The 23,168-nt window shown below is 68.2% G+C and carries 21 protein-coding genes and 2 tRNA genes; 9 read left to right on the top strand and 14 right to left on the bottom strand.

Translation table 11 applies throughout. The features are described from left to right. Positions 1–59: 59 nt before the first annotated feature. From BMW87_RS05740 to BMW87_RS05720, 5 genes are all read left to right on the top strand, one after another. Entirely contained in the window at positions 60–830 is a 771-nt protein-coding gene (locus BMW87_RS05740) for an IclR family transcriptional regulator domain-containing protein (protein WP_093054457.1), read from the top strand. Between the two features lie 51 nt (positions 831–881). Then, entirely contained in the window at positions 882–1,541 is a 660-nt protein-coding gene (locus BMW87_RS05735; RefSeq protein ID WP_093054459.1) for a response regulator, read from the top strand. Continuing rightward, positions 1,538–2,872 carry an ATP-binding protein gene (locus BMW87_RS05730; RefSeq protein WP_093074864.1) on the top strand — a complete coding sequence of 445 codons (1,335 nt, stop codon included), beginning with the start codon at positions 1,538–1,540 and terminating at the stop codon, positions 2,870–2,872. Before BMW87_RS05735 ends, BMW87_RS05730 begins: the two co-directional genes overlap by 4 nt. Before the next feature lie 73 nt (positions 2,873–2,945). Continuing rightward, entirely contained in the window at positions 2,946–4,433 is a 1,488-nt protein-coding gene (locus tag BMW87_RS05725; RefSeq protein WP_093074861.1) for a DegQ family serine endoprotease, read from the top strand. Positions 4,434–4,452: 19 nt separating this feature from the next. Continuing rightward, a complete protein-coding gene (locus tag BMW87_RS05720; RefSeq protein ID WP_093054465.1) occupies positions 4,453–4,794 on the top strand; it encodes a hypothetical protein in 342 nt (113 codons plus the stop codon). A gap of 10 nt (positions 4,795–4,804) precedes the next feature. Here BMW87_RS05720 and BMW87_RS05715 read toward each other — a convergent pair whose 3' ends face one another. The 3 genes from BMW87_RS05715 to BMW87_RS05705 form a co-directional block, all read right to left on the bottom strand. Beyond that, on the bottom strand, positions 4,805–6,673 hold the full coding sequence (locus BMW87_RS05715) for a sensor histidine kinase (protein ID WP_256216668.1): 1,869 nt from the start codon (positions 6,671–6,673) through the stop codon (positions 4,805–4,807). Between the two features lies 1 nt (position 6,674). Further along, positions 6,675–7,379 carry a response regulator transcription factor gene (locus tag BMW87_RS05710; RefSeq protein ID WP_093074856.1) on the bottom strand — a complete coding sequence of 235 codons (705 nt, stop codon included), beginning with the start codon at positions 7,377–7,379 and terminating at the stop codon, positions 6,675–6,677. A gap of 124 nt (positions 7,380–7,503) precedes the next feature. Then, a complete protein-coding gene (locus BMW87_RS05705; RefSeq protein ID WP_093074853.1) occupies positions 7,504–8,490 on the bottom strand; it encodes a helix-turn-helix transcriptional regulator in 987 nt (328 codons plus the stop codon). An 87-nt stretch (positions 8,491–8,577) separates the two neighbouring features. Here BMW87_RS05705 and BMW87_RS05700 point away from each other — a divergent pair, with 87 nt between their 5' ends. After that, a complete protein-coding gene (locus BMW87_RS05700; protein ID WP_093054473.1) occupies positions 8,578–8,982 on the top strand; it encodes a GFA family protein in 405 nt (134 codons plus the stop codon). 27 nt (positions 8,983–9,009) lie between these two features. On the opposite strand, the gene BMW87_RS05695 is transcribed toward BMW87_RS05700, so the two are convergent. Beyond that, positions 9,010–9,915, bottom strand: a complete 906-nt coding sequence (locus BMW87_RS05695; protein WP_093054475.1) for a CsgG/HfaB family protein — start codon at positions 9,913–9,915, stop codon at positions 9,010–9,012. Positions 9,916–10,142: 227 nt separating this feature from the next. Here BMW87_RS05695 and BMW87_RS05690 point away from each other — a divergent pair, with 227 nt between their 5' ends. Next, positions 10,143–10,361, top strand: coding sequence for a hypothetical protein (locus BMW87_RS05690; protein ID WP_093074850.1), 219 nt, complete (start codon positions 10,143–10,145; stop codon positions 10,359–10,361). 27 nt (positions 10,362–10,388) lie between these two features. Here BMW87_RS05690 and BMW87_RS05685 read toward each other — a convergent pair whose 3' ends face one another. Beyond that, positions 10,389–10,790, bottom strand: coding sequence for a GreA/GreB family elongation factor (locus BMW87_RS05685; RefSeq protein ID WP_093074847.1), 402 nt, complete (start codon positions 10,788–10,790; stop codon positions 10,389–10,391). Between the two features lie 371 nt (positions 10,791–11,161). Continuing rightward, positions 11,162–12,025: an AraC family transcriptional regulator gene (locus BMW87_RS05680; RefSeq protein WP_093074845.1), complete on the bottom strand. Its 864-nt coding sequence runs from the start codon at positions 12,023–12,025 to the stop codon at positions 11,162–11,164. 192 nt (positions 12,026–12,217) lie between these two features. On the opposite strand from BMW87_RS05680, the gene BMW87_RS05675 reads away from it, so the two are divergent. Next, a complete protein-coding gene (locus BMW87_RS05675; RefSeq protein WP_093074842.1) occupies positions 12,218–15,118 on the top strand; it encodes an autotransporter family protein in 2,901 nt (966 codons plus the stop codon). 78 nt (positions 15,119–15,196) lie between these two features. On the opposite strand, the gene BMW87_RS05670 is transcribed toward BMW87_RS05675, so the two are convergent. The 7 genes from BMW87_RS05670 to BMW87_RS05640 form a co-directional block, all read right to left on the bottom strand. After that, a tRNA-Asn gene (locus tag BMW87_RS05670) sits at positions 15,197–15,272 on the bottom strand. Positions 15,273–15,434: 162 nt separating this feature from the next. Then, positions 15,435–15,510, bottom strand: a tRNA-Asn gene (locus BMW87_RS05665). A gap of 49 nt (positions 15,511–15,559) precedes the next feature. Then, complete coding sequence (locus tag BMW87_RS05660; RefSeq protein ID WP_093074839.1) at positions 15,560–17,686, bottom strand: TonB-dependent siderophore receptor; 2,127 nt, start codon at positions 17,684–17,686, stop codon at positions 15,560–15,562. 5 nt (positions 17,687–17,691) lie between these two features. After that, positions 17,692–18,630, bottom strand: coding sequence for a thiamine phosphate synthase (gene thiE / locus BMW87_RS05655; RefSeq protein WP_093074836.1), 939 nt, complete (start codon positions 18,628–18,630; stop codon positions 17,692–17,694). Beyond that, entirely contained in the window at positions 18,627–19,439 is an 813-nt protein-coding gene (locus BMW87_RS05650; RefSeq protein ID WP_093075251.1) for a thiazole synthase, read from the bottom strand. The genes thiE and BMW87_RS05650 overlap by 4 nt, the downstream gene beginning before the upstream one ends. A gap of 18 nt (positions 19,440–19,457) precedes the next feature. Further along, a complete protein-coding gene (gene thiS, locus BMW87_RS05645; RefSeq protein WP_093074833.1) occupies positions 19,458–19,655 on the bottom strand; it encodes a sulfur carrier protein ThiS in 198 nt (65 codons plus the stop codon). Then, a complete protein-coding gene (locus tag BMW87_RS05640) occupies positions 19,652–20,743 on the bottom strand; it encodes an FAD-dependent oxidoreductase (RefSeq protein WP_177192725.1) in 1,092 nt (363 codons plus the stop codon). The genes thiS and BMW87_RS05640 overlap by 4 nt, the downstream gene beginning before the upstream one ends. 44 nt (positions 20,744–20,787) lie before the next feature. On the opposite strand from BMW87_RS05640, the gene thiD reads away from it, so the two are divergent. Next, positions 20,788–21,642: a bifunctional hydroxymethylpyrimidine kinase/phosphomethylpyrimidine kinase gene (thiD, locus tag BMW87_RS05635; protein ID WP_093075248.1), complete on the top strand. Its 855-nt coding sequence runs from the start codon at positions 20,788–20,790 to the stop codon at positions 21,640–21,642. Here the strand turns inward: thiD and BMW87_RS05630 are convergent. Then, positions 21,581–22,921 carry a purine-cytosine permease family protein gene (locus BMW87_RS05630; RefSeq protein WP_093074827.1) on the bottom strand — a complete coding sequence of 447 codons (1,341 nt, stop codon included), beginning with the start codon at positions 22,919–22,921 and terminating at the stop codon, positions 21,581–21,583. The genes thiD and BMW87_RS05630 overlap by 62 nt on opposite strands. Positions 22,922–23,168 lie beyond the last annotated feature (247 nt).

The following is a 23,168-nucleotide window of genomic DNA, read 5'->3' as shown; positions in this document are numbered from 1 at the left end:
ATGCGAACGCGTGCGCGATGATCGCGCAACACTTCGACCGGACGACGAACCACCGACGCATGACCATCGCCAAAGCCGACTTCATCGAGGGCATCGCCAAGGGAATGGCGGTGCTCGAAAGCTTCGATACCGAGCGCCAGCGCCTCAATGCCACGCTGGCCGCCGAGCGTGCGGGCCTCACGCGCGCAGCGGCCCGCCGGCATCTGCTGACGCTGGCTCACCTGGGCTACCTGGAAACCGACGGCAGCTATTTCTGGATGGCGCCGAAGGTGCTGCGCTTCTCGGGCAGCTATCTCGCATCGTCGCGCCTGCCGCGCGCGCTGCAGCCTACGCTGAACCGGCTCGCGGCGCAGACCGGCGAGTCGTTCTCGGCAGTGGTGCTCGACGGGGAAGAGGTGGTCATCGTCGCGCGCAGCGGCAGCTACGGCACGCCAACCCGCGTGCTGGCCTATGGCCTGCACCTCGGTGCGCGGCTGCCTGCGCATGCCACCTCCACCGGCCGCGTCCTGCTGGCGGCGCTGGCGCCGACCCAGTTCACGCAATGGCTCAAGGGCCGTCATCTTGCGCGGCTCACGCCCAACACGGTGACGCAGGCGCGCGGCCTGCGGCAGCTGATTGCCCGCGCGCGCAAGGACGACTATTGTTTTGCCAGCGAGGAGCACGAGCTCGGCGTGCAGGCGCTGGCGGTGCCGCTGCGCGACATGCAGGGCCACACGGTGGCCGCGCTCAATGTGGTGCTGTCGGGCACGCGCTATCAGGAAGAGACCCTGCAGCGGGACATGCTGCCGCTGCTCTTCGAGGCCGCACGCGAAGTCCGCTCGTTGCTCTGATCTGAACTTTGGCCGTGGCCCGCGCCTCGAACCCCCGAAACGGACACAACCATGCGACTCCTCCTTCTAGAAGACGACGTGATGATCGGCGAGGCTGTACTCGACCTGCTGCGCGCCGAACAGTACGCGGTGGACTGGGTAAAAGACGGCGAAGCCGCCGAATCGGCCCTGCGCACCCAGCAATACGACCTCGTGATGCTCGACCTCGGCGTGCCGCGGCGCGACGGCCTCGAGGTGCTGCGCAACTTGCGCGCACGCAAGCAGCGGATGCCGGTGCTGATCGCCACCGCGCGCGATTCGGTGCAGCAGCGCATCGAAGGCCTCGATGCAGGCGCCGACGACTACGTGCTCAAGCCCTACGACCTCGACGAACTGCTGGCCCGCATCCGCGCCTTGTTGCGCCGCGCGGCCGGGCGCGCCGAGCCGGTGTACGAGCACATGGGCGTGAGCATCAACCCCGCCACGCGCGAGGTCACCGTGGCCGGCCAGCCGGTGGTGCTATCGGCGCGTGAATGGGCCGTGCTGGAGCCCCTGCTCGCGCGGCCCGGCATGGTGCTGTCGCGTGCCCAGCTCGAGGAAAAGCTCTACAGCTGGAAGGACGAGATCAGCAGCAACGCGGTCGAGGTCTATGTGCACGGCCTGCGCAAGAAGCTCGGCGCCGAACTGATCCGCAACGTGCGAGGCGTCGGCTACATGGTGCCGAAGGTATGAGGAGGGCGCTGACCGGATCGCTGCGCGCACGGCTGCTGTGGTTCCTGCTGGCGGCCATCGTGCTCGCCGCGGGGGCGCAGGCGCTGGTGGCCTACCGCACCGTGCTCGCCGAGGCCGACGACATCTTCGACTACCACATGCAGCAGATGGCGCTTTCGTTGCGCGCAGGCCTACCGCCGAGTGCGGCGGTAGGCGGCATCGGCACCGGCGAACAGAATTTCGATTTCGTCGTGCAGGTGTGGACCGCCGAAGGCGTGCGCATCTTCGAATCCGCCGAAGAGGCCGCGCTGCCGCAGCTAGCGGTGCTCGGCTTTGCAGACGTGCACGCGCGCGGCACCACCTACCGCGTGTTCTCGATGCAGACGCGCGGGTTGGTGATCCAGGTGGCGCAGGACATGGCGGCGCGGCGCCACATGGCCGGCACGCTGGCCTTGCGCACCATCGCGCCGGTGGCGCTGATGGCGCCGCTGCTGATGCTGGTCGTGTGGTGGGTCGTGAGCCGGTCGCTTGCCCCCGTGGCGCGCGTGCGCAAGCAGGTAGCGTCGCGCCAGGCCGACGACCTGTCGCCGGTAAGCGAAGAGAACCTGCCCGAGGAAGTGCGTCCGCTGGTGCAGGAGCTGAACCTGCTGTTCGACCGCGTGCGCCACGCCTTCGATGCGCAGAAGCACTTCGTCGCCGATGCCGCGCACGAACTGCGCTCACCGCTGGCTGCTTTGAAGCTGCAGGTGCAAGGCCTGCAGCGCGCGCCTGACGATGCGTCGCGAGACCTCGCCGTGAGCCGGCTGGTGGCGGGCATCGACCGTGCCACGCGGCTGGTCGAGCAGATGCTCGCGCTGGCCCGGCACGAGGCCAGCATGGCGGCCGGTGCCAAGCCCGAGCCGGTCGCTCTGTCCGAGGTTGCGCGGCTCGCGGTGTCCGATGCCGTGGCGGCAGCGCAGGCGCGTGGCATCGACATCGGCATTGCCCATGCCGATGCGGCCGTGGTCAACGGCCAGTCAGAGGCCTTGCGCATGCTGCTGCGCAACCTGCTCGAGAACGCGATCAAGTACACGCCCATCGAGGGCCGGGTCGACATCGGCATCACCCGCCAGGGCGACGCGGCCGAGCTCACCGTGGACGACAGCGGGCCGGGCCTGCCGCCCGACGAACGCGAGCGCGTGCTCGACCGTTTCTATCGCTCGGGCGAAACGCAGGCGCCCGGCAGCGGCCTGGGCCTGGCCATCGTCAAGTCGATTGCCGACCTGCATGGGGCAACGGTGGCGCTCGACCAGTCGCCCAGCCTCGGCGGCCTGCGCGTGCTGGTGCGCTTTCCCGCGGGCCGGGGCGTTTAAGCGGCGCTTAAGTCAGACCGACGACATTCCTTTCATCGTTTTGGCGCCCAAGCGCCCTGAAAGGAACCGACAAATGAACTCCCGTCTGACTTCGCCCCGCGCCCTGGTGATTGCACTGGCGAGCGCGGGCGTGATCGGTGCCGTTGGTGCCGGTGCCTACACCAGCGCCCGTGCCGTGGGCACGCCGACCACCAATGCCACCGCCGTGGCGCCCGCAGCCATGGTCACGCTGCCCGACTTCTCGACCATCACCTCGCGCGACGGCCCGGCCGTGGTCAACATCAGCGTGACCGGCACCATGAAGGCCTCCGACGACGAGGCAGCCGCCGAGATCCAGGGCATCGACCCCGATGACCCGATGTTCCAGTTCTTCCGCCGCTTCCAGGGCCAGATCAATCCGCGCGGCCAGCAACAGCAGCAGCGCGAAGTGCCGGTGCGCGCGCAGGGCTCGGGCTTCATCGTCGACCCCAGCGGCATCATCATCACCAATGCCCACGTCGTGAAGGACGCGAAGGAAGTCACCGTCAAGCTGACCGACCGCCGCGAATTCCGCGCGAAGGTGCTCGGCGCCGACGCCAAGACCGACATTGCGGTGCTCAAGATCGACGCGAAGAACCTGCCCGTGCTCGCCCTCGGCAACACCAAGGACCTGAAGGTCGGCGAATGGGTGCTGGCCATCGGCTCGCCCTTCGGCTTCGAGAACACCGTGACGGCCGGCGTGGTGAGCGCCAAGGGCCGCTCGCTGCCCGACGACAGCTACGTGCCCTTCATCCAGACCGACGTGGCCGTGAACCCCGGCAACTCCGGCGGGCCGCTGCTCAACACGCGTGGCGAAGTGGTCGGCATCAACTCGCAGATCTACAGCCGCAGCGGCGGCTACCAGGGCGTGTCGTTCGCCATTCCGATCGACGTGGCGATCCAGGTGAAAGACCAGATCGTCGCGACCGGCAAGGCCACGCACGGCCGGCTCGGCGTGGCGGTGCAGGAAGTGAACCAGGCCTTTGCCGATTCGTTCAAGCTCGACAAGCCCGAAGGCGCGCTGGTCTCGAACATCGAGAAGGGCGGCCCCGGCGACAAGGCGGGCCTGAAGGCGGGCGACGTGATCCGCAAGGTCGACGGCCAGGCCATCGTGTCCTCGGGCGACCTGCCCGCGGTGATCGGCCAGCAGGCGCCGGGCAAGAAGGTCACGCTCGAAGTGTGGCGCCAGGGCGAACGCCAGGAACTGCAGGCCAAGCTCGGCGATGCGAGCGAGAAGCCCGCCAAGGTCGCGAAGGCCGATGCCGACGTGGGGCAGGGCAAGCTGGGCCTGGCGCTGCGTCCGCTGCAGCCGCAGGAAAAGCGCGAGGCCGCTGTCGAGAACGGGCTGCTGATCGAAGACGCGGCCGGTCCCTCGGCGCAGGCCGGGGTGCAGGCGGGTGACGTGCTGCTGGCCATCAACGGCACGCCGGCGCAGAGCGTGGAGCAGGTGCGCGAAGTGGTGGCCAAGGCCAGCAACAAGTCGGTGGCACTCTTGATCCAGCGCGGCGAAGACAAGATCTTCGTGCCGGTTCGCATCGGCTGATCGAAGGGACGACGGCCCGATGAAGCCGCCAGGCAAGCTGCAGCTGGAAGTGATCCACGAACGCTCGCCGGCCGGCGGCCTCTCGGCGCACATCCTGCCCACGTCGGCCACCATGATCGGCGTGTGCATGACCGTGATGTCGATCGGGCACCTCGGGCCGCGCGACGACATGCGGCTGCTGATCGATCGCCTGCTGGCCGTCGACGCGCTGGTCTTTCTGGCCAGCGCGTTGCTGTCTTTCATCTCGATGCGCGCCCGCAGATCGGGTGCGCGGCTCGAAGCCTGGGGCGAGATGGTCTTCATCGCCGGCCTCGGCCTGCTGGCGCTGGGGGCGGTGACGCTGGCGTTCGCGCTGCGCTGAAAGAAGCTCCTCAGGCCCGTGCGCAGGGCCAGTCGAGCTGCATGCGCGCTCCCCCGGTTGCGGGGTCCACCGTTTCGATCTGCAGCCGCGCGCCGATGGACTGGGCTCGCGCATGCATGTTCGCGATGCCGTGTCCCCTGTGCCCACCACCGGGGGGCGCCGTCGGCAGGCCGCGTCCGTTGTCCGTGAGCACGATGCGCACCAGCGACGGAGTCTCGTCGCCATGCCAGCTCGCATGCATCACGATGCGCGTGGCCGCCGCGTGCTTCAGCACGTTGGTGAAGGCTTCGAGCAGGATGCGCTGCAGCTGCAGGGCCGCCCGCGCGGCGAAGGGCTCCAGCGGCGGAATGACTTCCACGTCCCACACCAGTTCGATGCCGGCTGCGTCGAGCCGCGGCTGCAGGCGGTAGCGCAGGGTGGCCAGCACGGTCGGCAGGTCGTCGTGCGTGGGCTGCAGCGAATCGACGGCCATGCGCATTTCGTCGAGCGCGAGCTTCACGTGCTCCTCGATCACGGCGCGGTCCGGCTTGGCCTGCGTCACCACGTTGAGCAGGCCCACCAGCTGCGAGCCCACGCCGTCGTGGATCTCCCGCATGATGCGCTGGCGCTCCAGCAGCACGGCCTGTTCCTGATTCTGCTGGCGCACGGTTTCGAAGGCGCTGCGCAACTGATCTTCGCGCTCCGCCACGCGGGCCGCGAGGTTGGTGTTGAGCGCGCGGTAGTCGGCCACGGTGCGGCTGTAGCGCTCGACCACGAGGCCGGCCAGGATCATCACGAAGAAGAACATCGCGTGCGCCGTCAGCGTGAAGTAGGCGCCGCCGAAGAGACCCATGCGCACCAGCAGCAGATCGTGCGCGCCGGCCAGGATGGCCAGCGTGCCCGCCGCCATCAGCACGCCCGCGATGCGCCGCCGATCCACCAGCGCGCCGTACACCACGTAAGGCAGGCAGACGATGCTGGTCAGCTGCAGGATGACCAGGCCGGTGGTCCACAACGAAGGCCGCGCAAAGGCGAAAGAGGCGCAGGCCAGCGTGACCGACAGCGCGAGCGCGGCGTGGATCGAGCGCACCAGCCACGGTGGATTGCGCTCGAGCACCAGCAGCACGAAGCGCGCGATCAGCCCGATGTGGCAGGCATAGCAGACCGCCACCACTGCGCCCCACAGCGGCCAGGGAATCGGCACGTCGGGCCACACGCGGTCGAGGTTGCGCGCCACGCCCGAGAGCGCGGCCAGCGCGAAGCAGCCGTAGAGCGCATCGCGCTGGCGCAGCCACAGGCCGCCGGCAATGCCGCCCATCAGCAGCAGGCTGACGGCATACACGATGGCCGAGGTGTTGCGCCAGCTTTGCCGGTCGCGATAGAGCGTCGCGAGCGAGGCCTCGGTGCCGTACTGGACGCTGACCAGCCCCGCGCCGCGCTGGCGCTGGATGGTCGTGCGCACGACCAGCGACTGCGGCTGGCCCGTACGGTGCAGCACGGCCGGGACCGGAACCAGCAGGTTACTCTTGGTCGCGTCGTGCTTCGGCACGCCCAGCGTGCCGAAGCTGGCCACCAGCGCGTCGTTGAACGAGATCGTCACCTGGTTGCCCGCGCCCGACATCAGCAGGGCCGCGGGTTCATCGCCCGGCACCGCGGTGGCAGGCAGGTCGATGCGGTAGGTCGCCTTGCCCCCGAGGCCGGGAAACTCGTGGTCCCAGCGAAAGGGCAGCTGCACCCAGCGCCTCTGCGCCGGCAGGCCATCAGGTTCGAGCGTGGCCTCGGCCGAGCTTATGTCGATGGTGGAGCCGGGCGTCCCGGCGGCATGGGCGTGGACGCCCGCCAGCGCAAGCCACAGGCACAGCAGCGCCGCAAAGAGCTGGCGATGAATGCCGCCGGCCACACTAGGGAAGCCAACCGAGGTTGCGCGCCTCGAACACCGCTTCCGATTTGTTGTGCACATCCAGCTTGCCGTAGATATTGCGGATATGGGTTTGGACCGTCGACGCCGAGACTCCCATCTGCGTTCCGACTTCGACATAGGTGAAACCACGAGAGACCAGGTCGAGCACCTCGAACTCGCGCGGCGACAGGCGTTCGGGAGCGATCGCCGAAGCGCTCGGCGCGGTGCTGGCGGGCTTGGCGGCAGCGGGTTGCTGTTGCCGTGGCGCTCCGCCCGAATGAGCCTGCCAGCGCCGCAGCAGCTTGCGCGCGATCACCGGCGACATCGGCGAGCCGCCGGCGCGCAGGTGGCGGATGTGGGTGGCGAGGTCGGCCTCGGTGCCGTCCTTCAGCAGGTAGCCGCTGGCGCCGGCCTCGAAGGCCTGGACCATGTTGGCCTCGTCGCCGAAGATCGACAGCACCATCACCGCGCAGGCCGGCTGCATGTTGCGGCACTGGCTGATCACCTGCAGCCCGGGGCGGTCGGGCAGGCCGAGGTCGACCAGCAGCACGTCGATGGGGTTGTCGACCAGCCAGCCGAGGATGTCGGCGGCGTTGGAGGCGCTGTAGGCCAGGCTCAGCGACGGGTCGGCATCGACCACGCGCGAGATGCGCTCGCGCATGCCGGTGTCGTCTTCGACGAGGGCAACCTGTGTTTCTGCGGTCATGCTCGCGCCGGCCCGGGGAGGCTGTATGCGCTCATGCAGGACGTGGGGGCGAGGCGCATGGAGAAGGCTCTGGGTTGCTGCTGGATGGCGCAAAGAGTAGAGGGCGGCCCACGCGCCGCCCATCCTATATACGGGGGAGGCGGCCCACCGCTTTCCGTGGCTTGCGCGCAGCCTTGCCGAGCCGCTCGGCCACGAGCGCCAGGTGCTCGACCAGTTCCTTCGGCGACTCGACCTCGAAGTCATGCGGCAGGCAGCCAAGCCAGACGGCCAGCGCGTCGAGCGAATTGGCGCCGGTGGCGATGCGCGTAGAGCCTTCGTCGATGGCCTGCGGCGTGCCGCTGACCCAGCCGAGGTACGGCTCGAGCGCCTTGGCAGATGCATGCACCACGACCTGCGCATGGTGCAGGTAGGGCGACACCTGCAGCGCGTGTTCCATGTAGGCCGCGACGTCGCCGTGGGGCAGTCGGCGCGGTGTGAATCGCGCGCCGGTGGGCGTGGGTTCGACGATGCGGTCGAGGCGGAAGGTGCGCCAGTCCTGCCGCGCCGTGTCCCAGGCCAGCAGGTACCAGCGCTGCCCGGTCTGCACCACGCGGTGCGGCTCCACCGTGCGTTCGGTGACGGCGTCATGGTGGTCGCGGTAGCCGAAGCGCAGTTCGAGCCGGTCGGTGCAGGCCTCGGCAAGAAAGGACACGGCCTTCAGGCGCACCGGCGACTTGCCGCGTAGCACCGGCACCACCGACGCGCGCACGCTGTCGAGCCGGCGGCGCAGGCGCGGCGGCATCAACTGTTCGAGCTTGGCCAGCGCGCGCATCGAGGCGTTCTCGATGTCGCCCGCGGCGCCGACCGGGTTGCCCAGGCCGAGCGCGACGGCGATGGCTTCTTCGTCCTCCAGCAGCAGCGGGGGAAGGGCAGTGCCCGCGCCCAGCCGGTAGCCGCCTGCCACGCCGGAAGTGGAATCGACCGTGTAGCCGAGGCTGCGCAGGCGGTCCACGTCGCGGCGCAAGGTGCGCTCGGTGATTTCGAGTCGGGCGGCGAGTTCGGCGCCCGTCCAGGAGCGTTGTGCCTGGAACAACGAAAGAAGCCGGATCAGGCGTGCGGAGGCAGACAGCATGTGCGCATGATGCCCGCGATCGAGGACAGTATCTGTCCGCAATGGGTCGTAGCCTTGGCTTTCATCTCAACCCCGGGACACAGACCCATGAAGAAGACATACAACGGCAGCTGCCATTGCGGCAAGGTTCGCTTCCAGGCCCTGATCGATCTCGCCGAGGGCACGGGCAAATGCAATTGCTCGATCTGCACCAAGGCCCGCGCATGGGGCGCGATCGTGAAGCCGGAGGCCTTCACGCTGCTGTCGGGAGAAGAAGACTTGTCGCTGTACCAGTTCAACACGCACAGCACCGAGCACCTGTTCTGCAGGCACTGCGGCATCCGGTCGTTCGGGCGCGGCAATGTGCCCGAGATCGGTGGTGCCTACGTCAGCGTGAACGTGAGCTGCCTGGACGACGTCACGCCGCAAGAGCTGTCGGCGGCACCCGTCCGGTACATGGACGGGCGCAACAACAACTGGTTCGAGCCGCCGGCCGAAACGCGCTACCTCTGAACGAGGCGGGCCGGCCGGCGATGTGCGCTACTGCGCCTGCTTGCTGCTGCGGCGCTGCTGCTTTGCTGCTCCCGGCGCCGAGGTTTGCGAGGGCGCCGCACCTCCGTCCACGCCCAGGCGGCCACCACCGCCGAGGCCCTGGCCGCGCACCGTCTGCGCCTTGTAATTGCGCAGCGAGCGGACCATCTGGTTGAACGCGTCCATGAAGGCCGCGGCAATCACCTTGCCCTGCGGCGTGCGCGTGTAGCCGCCAATGCCGCCCGCGGCGGAAAGGCCGCCCAGGCCCGCAAAGCCCGCGAAGTCGGTCTTGGAGGCGCTGCCTTCGGCGGCTGCAACCTGCACGCCCGAGCGGTTGTCGATCAGGGTCAGCAGCGCGCTGGCTTCCTTGGTCTGCATGCTCGCGCCCAGTTGGGCGATGGCGCGGCCGCGGCCGCCACCTACCAGGCCGCCGAGCGCGCCACCCAGGCCGCCGGCGTCGCTGTTGCTGAAGACGATCTCGGGCGACAGGCCGTAGTCGGAAGCCACCATCTGGCCGCGACCGAAGTTGCTGCCGCCGCGCATCTCGCCCGACTGCATCAGCGCGCGCTCGCGCGTCATGGCGTTCATGCCGGCTGCACCACGCTCGACCACCACGAAGCAGTTCGATTGCTGCACCAGCAGGCGCAGCAGGTTGGCAGTGGGAGGCAGCTTGTATTCGCCGGTGAGGATGGTGTACCAGCCCGCATTCACGTTCTCGATCAGCGAGACCGTGCCGAGTGGCGAATCGCAGCGCTCGAGCTGGCTGCTTTCGCCGGAGGTTGCGCTGCCTGCGGCGCTGCCGGTGGCCACGGTCTTGGCCGACTGGCTGCCCATTTGCATGTCCATGGTCTGGCAGCCTGAAAGGGCCAGCAGGCCCGCGAGTGCACTTGCGAGAGAGAGTTTGGAAAAAGCCATGTCCGATCTGTCAGGTGAAAAGAATGAGATGCCCGGTGCGGACGTCGCTTGATCAAGACCGAAGATGGAATTGCCATGGCCTGTACGACCTCCCGATTCGACGCGCCGCTGGCGACCGCGCGAACATACATTCCACGTGTCCGGTGCACCAGTGCCGAAAGTCATGGGCATGCGGGCGTGGCCCACCCGGCAGCTACAGTCGGGCCTTCACTCCGAGGAGCTTTCAGATGGCAACCAGGAAGAACGTCGTTGGAGAAGCGGCAGCGGAACTGACCCGCCAGCAGGTGCAGCAAGCCCTGGCCATCGCAGGGGCCTCGAACTTCGCCGGAGCCGCCGACCCGGCTTTCGTCGGCTCCATCCTCGTGGCCCTGGCCGTCAACACGAGCGCCGTGAGCGCGACCATCGACAGCGCAAAGGACCGCACCAGCGTCGTCATGAAGCACTGATCGACCGACCTGGAGGCACGGGCATCGTCAACGCGTGTATTCGCCGTTGGCCTCGGGCTGGAACAGCACAGCGACCACGCGCGCCGCGCCTTCCGCGCCGTTGGGCATCTGCCAGCGTGCGAGCGTGCCCGTTCTCACGCCCAGCAGGCCGATGCCTACGGGCGACAGCACCGAGACGAAGCCCTCACCCGGCTGCGCGTCGCCGGGGTAGCAGAGGGTGATCTTCTGCCGCTGGTGCGTGGCAGGGTCTTCCACCTCCACCTGGGAATTCATCGTCACGATGTCCGGAGGTACCTCGCGCGAGGGCAGCACATCCGCTGCGTCGAGAAGCTCGGTGAGCGCGGGCGGAAGCTGCTGGTCCTGCAGTTTGCCGAGACGGACGAAGTCGAGTTCGGTGAGCGTGCGCTCCCCGTGAATGGTTGCAAGCATGAAGCACTCCAGTTGAATGCGACTTCGCCCTGTGCAGGAGAGTGGGCGAAGTCGCTGCCGCGCGGCGGGTGCCCGGCGGTCAATGGTTCGCGCATCAGGAAGGAAGGTAGCGGACCGCCGGGCTCAGGAAAGTGCGGAGGTGTGTCGCAAGACCGCCGTAGTCGCCGCAGCGGCAACATCCGCACGACGGCCTGCCGCTGCCTGGGGCAGGGCTGCGCGTGCAGGGTGTTTGCGGTACACGGACGAGGGGGCCATCCGGACGAGTGTAGGGACGTGCTGCGAGGCCATCAAGCAATGGCCTCACGTGCCTTGCCGATAAGCGCGGTGTGGGCCAAGGTGTTGTCTGAGGAAAGCCGGCACCTGCGACAAGGTCACGAAGCGCTCGCGCGGCGGATGGGAATCAGCAGATCGGTGCGCAGTTCGGCCGGCGAGACCTTGCGCGTCGAGTTCAGGTAGTGCTCCAGCGTGGGCCGGTCGTCCGGCTCGTAGCCGCTGGCCGGCAGCCACCGGACATAGAGGGCGCGCACGGCCGCGTTGATCTGGGAGTACGGGCCGGCCAGGCGGTGCACGGCGTAGCAGCCACCGGGAATGTCGAGCATCTGGACCTCGGCGTCTTCCGGCCAAGGGTCGGGCGATGCGACGGCGGCGTAGTACCTGAAGCTGGCCGAGTCTTCGGGTTCGTTGAACGAGGCGCCCCACCGGTCCGAGATGACTCGCCCACCGGCCTGCAGGCGCAGCCGCCGATGGGTATGGGGAATGGTCGCGAATGACCCCTGGTGCCGCAGCGCGTGCAGCCGCTGCGCCGGGCACTCGACGATCCGCACGGCCGGTGCAGCGCCTTCGTTGTTCTCACCGGAACGCGGCAGCGCATCGACGTCGAGGATCGCCCGCGACATCTGCTGCTGGAATGCGCGCGGCGACTGTCCGGTGAACTGGCCGAAGGCGCGCGTGAAGGCTTGCGGGCTTTCGTAGCCCACGGCCAGCGCGACCTGCGTGACGCTCTGGGTGCCGGCTTCCAGCAGGCGGGTGGCGAGCGCCAGCCGCACGCGGCGGACCGTGGCGGCCACCGTTTCGCCGGCCACGCTTGCGTAGACGCGGTGGAAGTGAAAGGGCGAGAAGTGCGCGAGCCGCGCGAGGTCTTCGAGCCGGTGATCGGCCATCGGGTCCGCGACGATGGCAGCGACCGCGCGCGCCACGCGGGCCCGGTAGTCCTGCTCGGTTCGACGGCTTTCCATGCGCGGGAGTTTGCGCGCTTCGCGGGGCCGGTACTTAGCCGACTTTGCGCATATTCAAAAAAGATGCCGGGGCTTGCTGATCTGCCCGAAGAAAGGCTCCAAACGCGGATTTGTTCACAATTGAATACATTGGTGCTAATCTAGAGTTGCGGTCTGTCACACCATCGTCATGGCGTGCATCTGGAGCCGTCTTTGAAGCACCCGCATTTCTTCGCCCTTGGTGTCCTTCCCCGCACATGCCTTTTCGGCGCGCTGCTGCTGTGGTCGGCGGGCGACGCGATGGCGGCCTGCACCAGCACTTCGGGCGTGAGACTGCAGGCCACGGCGGGCTCCGTGTGCAGCGCGGCCGGCAGCTACGGCAGCAGCGGCGTGCCCGGGGGGCAATCAGCACTGGGCGCATCGGGCGGCGGCATCGTCAATGCCGCGGGCCTCATCACCATGACGATGTCCCAGAGCGGCATCAACGGCGTGTACGCGACGGGCACCGGCTCGCAGATCAACCTGCTCGGTGGCCTGACGCTGGACCGCCCCGGCGCAAGCACGGGCATCCGCGGCCTGCGCGCGGCGAGCGGGGGCACCGTCACCGTGAACGGGCCGTTGTCGATCACGCTGTCCAACGGGGCCAGCAACTACGGCATTTACGCGGAGCTGGCGAACACCCGCGTCATCCTGAACGGCGACACCAGCATCACCATGGGAGCCGGGGCTTCGTACTCTCCCGGCATTCGCATGACTACGGGGGCCAGCCTCGTGTCGAACGGCGCGATGGTCATCAGCGCGGCTGGCGACTCGAGGTCCGATGCGATCGCGACCGATCTTGGCGGCACCGCGCAACTCAACGGCAGCCTGAACCTGAGCGTGAGCGGCCAGCAGGCCTCGGCGCTCAAGATCACCAGCGCCGGAACCATCACCTACACGGGTACGGCAAGCCTGAACAACTCGGGCCTCAACGGGTCGGGCATCCGTGCGGTCACGGGCGGCGTGGCAACGGCCGCCGCATCGTCGAGCACCACGATCCATTCGAGCGGCATCAACAGCATCGGCATCTCGGTGCGCGATGCCGGCTCGCAGGTGAACCTGGCGGGCCCCGTGGCGATCCAGGCCACCGGCGTCACTCAGGCGAACACGCCAAGCGGCACGCAGGAGTCGTACGCCGCGGGCCTGCTGGTCACCGGCGGCGGCGCGATCAACGCGACGGGCTCGCTCGCGATCACCACCACCGACGCCAGCAGCTACGGCGCCGCGATGCTCGCCAGCAGCCCTTCGATCAGCGCCACCGGCACCGGCTCCATCACCGCCGCTGGCAGTGCGCTGGGCTTTCTCTCGGGCTCGGGCCAGACGGCAAGCTTCGACGGCTTTGCAATCACAAGCGCATCGGGCGACCTCGTGCGCGTCGATGCAGCCACTGGCGCGGTGCTCACATTGAAGAACACGAGCGCCACCGCCAGCAGCTCCGGCAACCTGCTGCAGGCACTAAACGGCAGCAGCCTCACTTTCACCGCCGATCGCAGCACGCTGAGCGGCAACGTCGTGACGGACACCACCAGCGTCGTCGACATGCGCCTGTTGAACGGTTCCAGCCTCGCGGGCAGCATCGATCCGGTGGACCTCACCGTCGATGCCACGAGCCGCTGGACGATGACGGGTAGCTCGTCGCTGAGCAGCGTGACGCTCGCGGGGCGAATCGACTTCCAGCCGCCGGGCTCTGCGGGCTCAGGCTTCGTGCCGCAGACGCTCACCGTCAACGGCAACTGGGTGGGGCAGGGCGGCATCGTGGGCATGCGCACTGCCCTCGGGGACTCCGGCTCACTGACTGATCGCATCGTCATCAACGCAGGCACCGTGAGTGGCACCACCACGCTGCAAGTGAGCAATGCAGGCGGCCTTGGCGCATTGACGACGGGCGACGGCATCATGCTCGTGAGCGCCATCAATGGAGCGACGACCACGGCGCAGACCACGAAGAATGGCTTCTCCCTGGCTGGCGGCCATGTGGACGCCGGCGCCTACGAGTACCGCCTCTACAGCGCGGACGCCTCAGGGGCCGGCGAGAACTGGTACCTGCGCTCGACCGCGCCGGCGACCGCGAGTCCGACAGGCCCGGCCACCGCGACCTTGCCAACCTACCGCGCCGAGGTTCCCCTGTTCGCCGCGCTGCCGTCGCAACTTCGGCGGGCCGATCTGGCGATGCTGGGCAACCTGCACCGGCGCATGGGCGATGGCGATGGTGTCGCGTCGAATGAAAGTGCGCCGCGGGGCCAGCGTGCCGCATGGGGCCGGCTGGTGTACGCCGACATCGACCTGCGCCAGCAGGGCACGGTCGCGCCCTCAAGCGACGGGCGCCTGCGCGGCTTCCAGACCGGTGTGCACCTGTATGCGCCAACGGGCTCGGCATGGCGCGCCGGTGTGTACGTCGGCCAGCTCGAAGGCCGCGTCGGCGTGCAAGGCTTTGCGCGTGGCGTGCAGGGCACTGTGGGCAGCAACGACCTGCGCTCGCGCTACCTGGCGGCCTACGCCACGTGGAAGGACGATGAGAACGATCGCTATGCCGACGCCGTCCTGCAGGGCGGCAGCCACCGCTACGGCGTTGAAGCGACGGGCAACCAGGCCAGCTGGGGCAAGGGCCGCAGCCTGCTGGCGTCGCTGGAGGTCGGACAGGCCTTCGGGCTCGCTCCGGGCTGGCGCATCGAGCCGCAGGCCCAGGTCGTCTATCAGAAGCTGAAGCTCGACGACGCAGTTCTCTCCGGTGCCAATGTGTCGCAGCAAACCGGTGGCGGTTGGCTAGGCCGCCTTGGCGTACGCGTGCGCGGTGAAGTTGCAACGGCCGCCGGCCTGCTGCAGCCCTATGCACGCCTGAACCTCTACAGCGCCAGCGCGGGCACCGACGTCGCGCAGTTCATCAACGCGGCGGCCGTCACGCGCATCGCCAGTGCCACCGGCTACCGCAGCGTGGAGCTGGCCGGTGGATTTACCTTGCCGCTTTCGCGAGCCGCCAGTGTCTATGGCGAGATCGGTCGCCTCTATGCGATGGGCGGCGACACGCGGGCACGGTCGTCGTTGCAAGGGTCTGCTGGCGTGCGCGCGCGCTGGTAGCGTTGTGAAGCGAAGAAAAAGAAAAAGCCCGCTGTCCATAAAAGACAGCGGGCTTTCCAGAGGCCTTGCGGCTTGTATTGGCTCCTCGACCTGGGCTCGAACCAGGGACCTACGGATTAACAGTCCGGCGCTCTACCGACTGAGCTATCGAGGAACAGCCTCAAATTATATGCAATGGATTTGTCGATCCTGGCCGGCCGGCTGCATTTTTTGCGTCGGTGCGATGACTGCCCGCAACACCTTCGCCACAGCGCAATTGAAAATGCCCCGCTACCTTTTGAGTAGCGGGGCATTCAGAGGCCTTGCGGCTTTGTAGTGGCTCCTCGACCTGGGCTCGAACCAGGGACCTACGGATTAACAGTCCGGCGCTCTACCAACTGAGCTATCGAGGAACAAGCCTTAGATTATAGCGTGCTTTTTTACGGCTTCTCAAGAGTGCGTTCAAAGCGCAACGCTCAGGCCCAGACGCAGCGTGCGCGGCGCACCCGGGAACAGATACACGTGGCTGAACTGGTAGGGCGATTCCTTCCAGTAGCGGCGGTCGAACAAGTTGTCGACGGCCAGCGTCCAGCTCGTGTTCACGCCGCGCAGCTTGGTGTCGTAGCGCAGCACCGCATCGACGCGTGTCCACGAAGGCAGCGTGATCGAACCATCGGGCAGCACATTGCGCCGGCCTTCATACGAAAGCTGCCCCGCGATTTCAAGGCCCGGCACCGATGCGACGCGGTACGCAGCCTGCGCACGCAGCACTTCCTTGGGCACGTTGGTCGGCGATTGCCCATTGAGCGCCGGATTCGCAGTGCTGCCGCGCCGCTTGGCATCGATCACCGCGACGCTGCCGCCGATGCGCCACGGCCCCTGGCTCCATTGCGCACCGGCCTCCAGGCCGCGATGTACCGCGCGCCCGTCGTTGCGCACTTCGCAATAAGCGCCGCACAGGTCGATGTTGGTCATCGGCCGCGAGATGTCGAACCACGCCACTTGCCAGTTGAATGCCTCGCTGCCGCCCTTCAGGCCCAGTTCCCATTGGCGCGAGGTGAGCGCGGGCAGTGCCTGCCCCGCGTTGCTGTACTGCGAGACCCTGTTTGGCACGACCTGCGACTCGACACCCTTGCCCCAGCTTGCATAGGCCAGCAGCCCCGGCTGGATGGTGTAGCTCGCCGCGATCCACGGCGTGGTCACGTTCTGCTTGTACCCGGTCGGGCTCGAGCCGTCGTTGCCGATGCTGCTGCGGTCGAGCCGCGTGTGGCGCACGCCGAACCAGGAGGTGAAGCGGTCATTCCAGCGGATCGCGTCCTGCACCGACAGTTCGGTCGAGCGCTCGTCGCGGTTGGTCTGCGGCGTGGTGGCGTCCGGGCTCGCCGGTACCACGGCTGTGCCCCAGATGTTGCCGGTGCCCGCGTAGTTGTAGGCCTGGTTGTCGAAGCGGTTGCGCACGCGGCTTTGCAGCAGCCCGAAGCCGAGCTCGTGCCGCACGCTGCCCGTCATCACATTGCCCTTGAGGTTGAGGCTGCCCGCCGTCTGCGTGCGGCGCTCGTTGTCGCTGCGGAAGTCGTAGACGTCGAAGGTGCCGTCCGAGCAATACCGGTCGTAGTTGCCCTCGGCGCTGCAGCCGAAGGCGTAGGCCAGCCGGTCGTCGCTCTTCAGCCGCTGCTGGCCGATCTGCGCGCTCCAGCGCCAGTCGGCATTCAGCGCCTGGCTGAAGCGCACCGTGCCCGTCAGCGCCTTGAACACCGAGGGCTGCGACCACGGCTGGTTGTTGAGGTTGATGCGCGGGTCGACCGGCGCCGGCAGCACGTTGCCCAGCAGGCTGTAGCCATTCTGGCTCGGCTGCGTCTTGCGGCTTTGCTCGATCTCGAACTCCAGCACCGAGTCGCGCGTGATGCGCCAGTCGGCCGCGAGCGAGAACAGGTTGCGGTTGCCGTCGAGGTTGTGCGTCAGCGGCTTGAGGTTTTCGCTCGCCACATTGAGCCGATAGCCGAACTGGCGGTCTTCACCGAAGCGCCCGCCGAGGTCGAGCGCGCCGAGCACGCTGCCACGGCTCGTGGTCTCGATGCGCACCGTGCGCAGGTCCTGCTCGGTGGGCCGCTTCACGACGTAGTTGACCAGCCCGCCCGGCGCGCTGGTGCCGGCCTGGATGCCGCTGGTGCCGCGCAAGATTTCGACGCGCTCCTTGTTGTCGAGCGGAATCGATGTCTCGGCGCTGATCGGCAGGCCTTCGCGCCGGTAGTTGAAGCGGTTGTCCAGCACGAAGCCGCGCACCGTGAGGTAGTCCCAGTAGCCCGCGGAGTTGTAGGCGTCTGTGACCGAGGCGTCGAACTGTGTGAGGTCGGCGAGCCGGCGTGCGCCGCTGTCGCGCAGCTGCTTGCTGTCGATCACCGTGGCCGAGATCGGCAGCTCGCGCAGCGGCACGTCGCCGAAGCCGCTCACGTCGGCTTGAGGCGCCGCGGCCGCATCGTTGACGGTGACTTCAGGCAGCGCGGCCTGTTGCGCGTTGGCGCTCCAGGCCGTGGCAAGAAGGGTGGCGGCGATGGCGCACGAGAGAGGCGAGAGGGTGTGTTGCTTCATTCTGTTCAGTTGCTGACCGCAGCGGCGCTCATGGCTGCCATCCACTGCGCGGCCGTGGCCTCGGGGTCTTCGGCCGCGACCAGCGCGCGCACCACGGCGACGGAGCCGACGCCGGTGGCCAGCACCTCGGGCAGCCGCACGGCATCGATGCCGCCGATGCCTACCTGCGGATAGCCGCGCAGCAGGCGTGCATAGGCGCCGAGCCGGGCCACGCCCTGCGGCGCGGTCGCCATCTTCTTGAGCGTGGTCGGGTACACCGCGCCCATCGCGATGTAGCTCGGGCTCACCTTGTCGGCGCGCACCATCTCGGCATAGCCGTGCGTGCTGACGCCCAGCCGCAGGCCGGAAGCGCGCAGTTGCGCCAGTTCGTTCGGCGAGAGTGCGTCCAGGTCTTCCTGGCCGAGGTGAATGCCGTAGGCGCCGGCCGCGATGGCAACCTGCCAGTGGTCGTTGATGAAGAGCAGCGCGCCGGTGCCTTGCACCGCTTCGACGGCCGCCTGCACTTCGCGCTCGATGGCCGAGGCGTCGTCGGACTTGAAGCGCAGCTGCACCGTCGGTACTCCTGCACGCGCCATGCGGCCGACCCATTGCGCATCGGGCAGCACGGCGTACAGGCCGAGCCGTTCGGGGCTGGGCGGAAATGCGTCGTCGCGCGCAGTGGGTGGAAACGGCCGCATGCCGAAGTCTTCGGGGGTGTCGGGCCACAGCATGGCGTCGAAGCTGCTCAGGCGTTGTGTCTTCGCGTGCCAGGCATGGGCCAGGCATTCGGCATCGATCTCGATGAAGCCGAGGGCCGTGCAGGCCTGCTTGGCGCCGCGGTAGACCGGATCGTCCGAAGAGAAGTTCGGTGCACTGATGGGCGCGGATGTGATGGCACCAAAGCGCAGCCCGTGGGCCGCGACGATGGCGTGCGCGATGGCGCGGGCGTCGTTCGTGGTGCTCATGGTGCGTGATGCCAGAAGGGCGTGCCGAGTACGGGCGTGCTCGGCTGGGCGGCGTCTTGCGCTGCCATGGCGCCGGCGCGATATGCGGTGCGGCCAGCCTGCACCGCGTCGGCGAAAGCGCCAGCCATTGCGACCGGGTCTTGCGCCAGTGCAACGGCCGTGTTGAGCAGCACGCCGTCGTAGCCCCATTCCATCACCTGGCAGGCATGCGACGGCAGCCCCAGGCCCGCGTCGACCAGCATCGGCACCTTCAGCCGATCGCGCAGCACCTGCAGCGCATAGGGGTTGACCGGCCCGCGGCCGGTGCCGATGGGTGCGGCCCATGGCATCACCGCCTGGCAGCCGACATCGACCAGTCGCTGGCACAGCACCAGGTCTTCGGTGCAATAGGGCAGCACCTTGAAGCCGTCGCGGATCAGCTGCGAGGCCGCATCGACGAGGTTCAGCGTGTCGGGCTGCAGCGTGTAGTCGTCGCCGATCAGCTCGAGCTTGATCCAAGGCGTGTCGAACAGCTCGCGCGCCATCTGCGCGGTGGCGATCACTTCCTGCACGCTGTGGCAGCCGGCGGTGTTGGGCAGCACCGGCACGTCGAGCTTGCGCAGCAGCTCCCAGAAGCCGTTGCCGAGGTCGCTGTTGCCCGAGCCCTGGCTGGCAGTCTGGCGGCGCAGCGATGCGGTCAGCATCGCTGGCCTTGCGCGCTTCACGGCGGCTTCGAGCAAGTCGGGCGAGGGGTAGCGTGCGGTGCCGAGCAGCAGGCGGCTCTGGAAGGTTTCGCCGTAGAGCACCAGTGGGTCGTTCGTGGTCGTCATGTTCTTTGTCTCCATCATTCAGCCGCCCGTCACGGGGCGGATCACTTCGATGCGGTCGTCGGACTGCAGTGCGCGCGCGGCATACGCCGAGCGCGGCACGAACTCGCGGTTCACGGCCACCGCGAAAGGCGGCGTGGCGTTCAGTGCGGCCAGCGCGTCGGTGAGCGTGGCGTGGTCGGGCAGCACGAAAGGCTTGTCGTTGATCAGGATGTTCATGTGTCGAAGGTCTCCATGCCGAAGCTCCTTGCGAGGGCCGAGTGGCCGTGCGCGAGCAGCTCCATCGCGGCGTCGAGCAGCGCGGGCGCGATCATGAAACCGTGGCGGTACAGGCCGTTGATCTGCAGCACGCGCGGCTGCGGCTGACGGATGGCGGGCAGGTTGTCGGGCAGCGTGGGGCGGCACTGCGTGGCGATCTCGACGATGCGCGCTTCGGCGAAGCCGCTGTGCACGGCATAGGCGGCGCTCAGCAGTTCGAGCGTTGAGCGCACGCTGGCGGGCGACATGTCGTCGGACTCGATCTCGGTCGCGCCGATCACGAACAGGTTGCCGGGCTTGGGCGCGATGTAGAGCGGGTAGCGCGGATGCACGAGGCGGGTGGGGCGTTGTAGGCTCACTTCGGGCGCATGCACGCGGATTACTTCGCCGCGCACGCCGCGCAGTGCGCTCCACTGGGGCTTGGCGCCGAGGCCGCGGCAGTCGAGCACCCAGTCGGGCTGGCCTGTCGTGCCGGGTGAAAAATCAGACGGTGCGCGTGGTGATTGCCAGTGCAGCGTGACACGAGGGCTGGCCTGCAGCGTCGCGAGCAGCGAGGCCAACAGCGCACGGTTGTCGAGCTGGCCTTCGCCCGGCAGGAACAGGCCCTGCGCAAAGCGCTGGCCCAGTGAAGGTTCCAGCGCTGTGATGGCCGGGCCGTCGAGCGTCTGCATCGGCGCGAGTTCGGGCACCTGCGTGCCGGTGCTGGCGAGCACGCGTGCAAGCCGCGCGGCTTCGGCGCTGTCCTGCCGGTGCCAGAGCACCAGCGTGCCCTCGCGCTGGAAGAAAACGGGCTGCGCCAGCAAGGCCAGCAGTTCGGGCCAGCGCGAGAGCGCGTGCTGCCCCATGCGCACGACCGACACCGGCGCCACGGCCGATTCGGCAAGCGGCGCGAGCATTGCCGCGGCCACGCGTGCGGCTGCGCCTTCGGCATCGGGACTGCCGGCTTCGAACAGATCGACCTTGCAGCCAGCCTGCGCGAGCGTCACCGCCAGCAGGCGGCCCATGAGGCCCGCGCCGAGGATGGCGGCCGATTGAAAAGGAAGGCTCACAGCCGTGCTCCTTCGCATTGCCGATACCGCCGATAATTTTCGGCATGACCCAAGGACCCACCCAGCGCTACGCACGCGTGCTTTCCATCGCCGGCTCCGACAGCGGCGGCGGCGCCGGCATCCAGGCCGATCTCAAGACTTTCGCGGCCCTCGGCTGCTACGGCATGACGGCCATCACCGCGCTCACTGCGCAGAACACGCTCGGCGTATCGGGCATCCACGGTGTGCCGCCCGATTTCCTCAAGGCGCAGATCCAGGCCGTGGTGGAAGACATTGGCGTCGATGCCGTCAAGCTCGGCATGCTGCATGCGCCAGAGGTGGTGGATGTGGTGGCCTGGGCCATCGACCGCTACCAGTTGAAGAACGTGGTGCTCGACCCCGTGATGGTCGCCACCAGCGGCGACCGCCTGATCGCCGCCGAGACGGTGCAGGTGCTGGTGCGCGAACTGTTCCCGCGCGCCGTGGTCGTCACGCCCAATCTCGACGAGGCGGCCTTGCTGATCGGCCATGCCATCGATGGCGTCGATGCGCTCGATGACGCGGCAAGCGAGTTGCTCGCGCTCGGCGCGAAGGCCGTGCTGCTCAAGGGCGGCCATCTGCCGGGCGATGAGGTGGTCGACGTGCTGCTGCAATCCGGCGGTGAGCGCAGGCGCCTGGCTTCCCGGCGCATTGCCAGCCGCAACCTGCACGGCACGGGATGCACGCTGTCGTCCGCCATTGCCGCGCACCTTGCGTTGGGTGCGGCGCTGCCCGAGGCGGTCGAACGGGCACGCACCTACATCCTCGGCGCGATGGCTGCCGGTGCGGATGTGAAGATCGGCGCGGGTCATGGCCCCCTCAACCACGGCTTTGCGCCAGTGCCGACGCACCGCCTGCCGTTGTCAGCTTCGGCCGGCTGAGCCAGGCCAGCACGAAGGTCGCCGCCAGCGTCGGCAGGGCAGAGCCGAACTGCGGCGCCCACTTGGCCAGCGCGTGGTACGCCGCGATGCCCGCGATCCAGATCAGCGCCGCGCCGAAGTCGATCTGGCGCGTACCGGCCAGTGATACCGACTGGCCGCTACCCAGCCGCCCGATGATCACGCCGTACAGGGGCACGAACACCGAGCTCAGAAGCAGCAGGAAAGGCTCCAGCGTGTGCATCGGCAGCACCAGCGCCAGTGCGATGCACAGCGCGGCCAGCAGCAGGCCCCAGCGCTTCACGCTCCATCGCGGCAGCAGGCTGTGCGTGGAGACCGAGCCCGAATAGACATCGCCGTACGCGTTGTCGAGTTCGTCGATCAGGATCAGGCCCAGCGCCACCAGTCCGCCTTGCGCCAGCAGCAGCGCGGTGACGAGGCTCACGCCGGGCTCGGCCACGCTCACCACCATCACGCCCAATGCGTAGCACCAGATGTTCGCCAGCGCATAGCCGATCCAGGTGCCGCTGAACGCGCTGCCCAGCCCTCCGGCATTACGTTTGCCATGTCGCGCGTAGTCGGCCACCAGCGGCAGCCAAGACACCGGCATCGCAATCACGAGGTCGAGCGCGCTGAACATGCCCATCGTGCCGTCGCCCGGGCGCGCCCAAAAGGCGTCCAGGCCCTTGGCCTGAAGCCGCGTCGCGAATTGCCATGTGAGCCAGATCAGCGACAGCACCACCAGCGGCAGGCCGAAGCGGCTCACGAAGCGCCGCACCAGCTTGACCATCGAACCCGCGAGCAGCGCCAGCAGCACCGCGCCCCACAGCAGCGTGGTCAGCACACCGCCCCAGGCAGTGCCCAGCGAGGGGCCGACCACCGATTGGCCGATGGCCTGCGTGCCTTCCCGCATGATGACCAGCTCGAAGGTGGTCCAGCCCACCAGCTGCACGATGTTGAGCAGCACCGGCAGCCGCGCGAAGGCGCTTCCGTAGGTGGCGTGCATCAGGCCGGCGCTCGCCAGGCCGCTCTCGCAGCCCAGTCGCGCGGTCCAGGCCAGCAGGCCGGCGCCGACGCAGGAGCCGAGCACGATGGCAATGACTGCATCGCGCGTGCCCACGGCCGGCACCAGGTAGGCGCCGATCTGCATCACCAGCAGGCCCACGCCGAGGCTGAACCAGAGCGAGGCATGGTCGTGCCAGCCGAACACGCGTTGGGACGCGGGCAGCGGCGTCAGCGCCTCGTTCGAGACGGTCGCGCGGTTGTTGTTGTCGTTTGCCATCCATTTGCTCCAGTGCAAAGGTTTGGCAGGTGGGCGGGGCCCGAGCGACACGGCCGTCACGCGAGAGAACGTGAGAGGCCACCGGACCAGCTTCCCTGCGCGAGGATTACCTCGGGCCTTCCAAGTAAACGAACAAAGAAGGCGCAATCAGGTTCAAAGGGACTTTCTCAGCCGGATCGGCAAACCGAACCAGCACCCCTAGCGAACGGCCATTCTAGACGCAGGATGCGGGCTCGCGAGTTCGGCA

The organism is Variovorax sp. OV084 (assembly GCF_900111625.1).
Taxonomy (GTDB): domain Bacteria; phylum Pseudomonadota; class Gammaproteobacteria; order Burkholderiales; family Burkholderiaceae_C; genus Variovorax.
This window is presented reverse-complemented; position numbering and strand designations above follow the sequence as displayed.

Bases quoted from the DNA above. Each gene is read 5' to 3' on its own strand.
- BMW87_RS05680 (WP_093074845.1), bottom strand. From the start codon at position 12,025: ATGGAAAGCCGTCGAACCGAGCAGGACTACCGGGCCCGCGTGGCGCGC.
- BMW87_RS05650 (WP_093075251.1), bottom strand. From the start codon at position 19,439: ATGACGACCACGAACGACCCACTGGTGCTCTACGGCGAAACCTTCCAG.
- BMW87_RS05660 (WP_093074839.1), bottom strand. From the start codon at position 17,686: ATGAAGCAACACACCCTCTCGCCTCTCTCGTGCGCCATCGCCGCCACC.
- BMW87_RS05720 (WP_093054465.1), top strand. From the start codon at position 4,453: ATGAAGCCGCCAGGCAAGCTGCAGCTGGAAGTGATCCACGAACGCTCG.
- BMW87_RS05695 (WP_093054475.1), bottom strand. From the start codon at position 9,915: ATGGCTTTTTCCAAACTCTCTCTCGCAAGTGCACTCGCGGGCCTGCTG.
- BMW87_RS05700 (WP_093054473.1), top strand. From the start codon at position 8,578: ATGAAGAAGACATACAACGGCAGCTGCCATTGCGGCAAGGTTCGCTTC.
- BMW87_RS05725 (WP_093074861.1), top strand. From the start codon at position 2,946: ATGAACTCCCGTCTGACTTCGCCCCGCGCCCTGGTGATTGCACTGGCG.
- thiD (WP_093075248.1), top strand. From the start codon at position 20,788: ATGACCCAAGGACCCACCCAGCGCTACGCACGCGTGCTTTCCATCGCC.
- BMW87_RS05685 (WP_093074847.1), bottom strand. From the start codon at position 10,790: ATGCTTGCAACCATTCACGGGGAGCGCACGCTCACCGAACTCGACTTC.
- BMW87_RS05630 (WP_093074827.1), bottom strand. From the start codon at position 22,921: ATGGCAAACGACAACAACAACCGCGCGACCGTCTCGAACGAGGCGCTG.
- BMW87_RS05735 (WP_093054459.1), top strand. From the start codon at position 882: ATGCGACTCCTCCTTCTAGAAGACGACGTGATGATCGGCGAGGCTGTA.
- thiS (WP_093074833.1), bottom strand. From the start codon at position 19,655: ATGAACATCCTGATCAACGACAAGCCTTTCGTGCTGCCCGACCACGCC.
- BMW87_RS05690 (WP_093074850.1), top strand. From the start codon at position 10,143: ATGGCAACCAGGAAGAACGTCGTTGGAGAAGCGGCAGCGGAACTGACC.
- BMW87_RS05710 (WP_093074856.1), bottom strand. From the start codon at position 7,379: ATGACCGCAGAAACACAGGTTGCCCTCGTCGAAGACGACACCGGCATG.
- BMW87_RS05730 (WP_093074864.1), top strand. From the start codon at position 1,538: ATGAGGAGGGCGCTGACCGGATCGCTGCGCGCACGGCTGCTGTGGTTC.
- BMW87_RS05740 (WP_093054457.1), top strand. From the start codon at position 60: ATGACCATCGCCAAAGCCGACTTCATCGAGGGCATCGCCAAGGGAATG.
- BMW87_RS05705 (WP_093074853.1), bottom strand. From the start codon at position 8,490: ATGCTGTCTGCCTCCGCACGCCTGATCCGGCTTCTTTCGTTGTTCCAG.
- thiE (WP_093074836.1), bottom strand. From the start codon at position 18,630: ATGAGCACCACGAACGACGCCCGCGCCATCGCGCACGCCATCGTCGCG.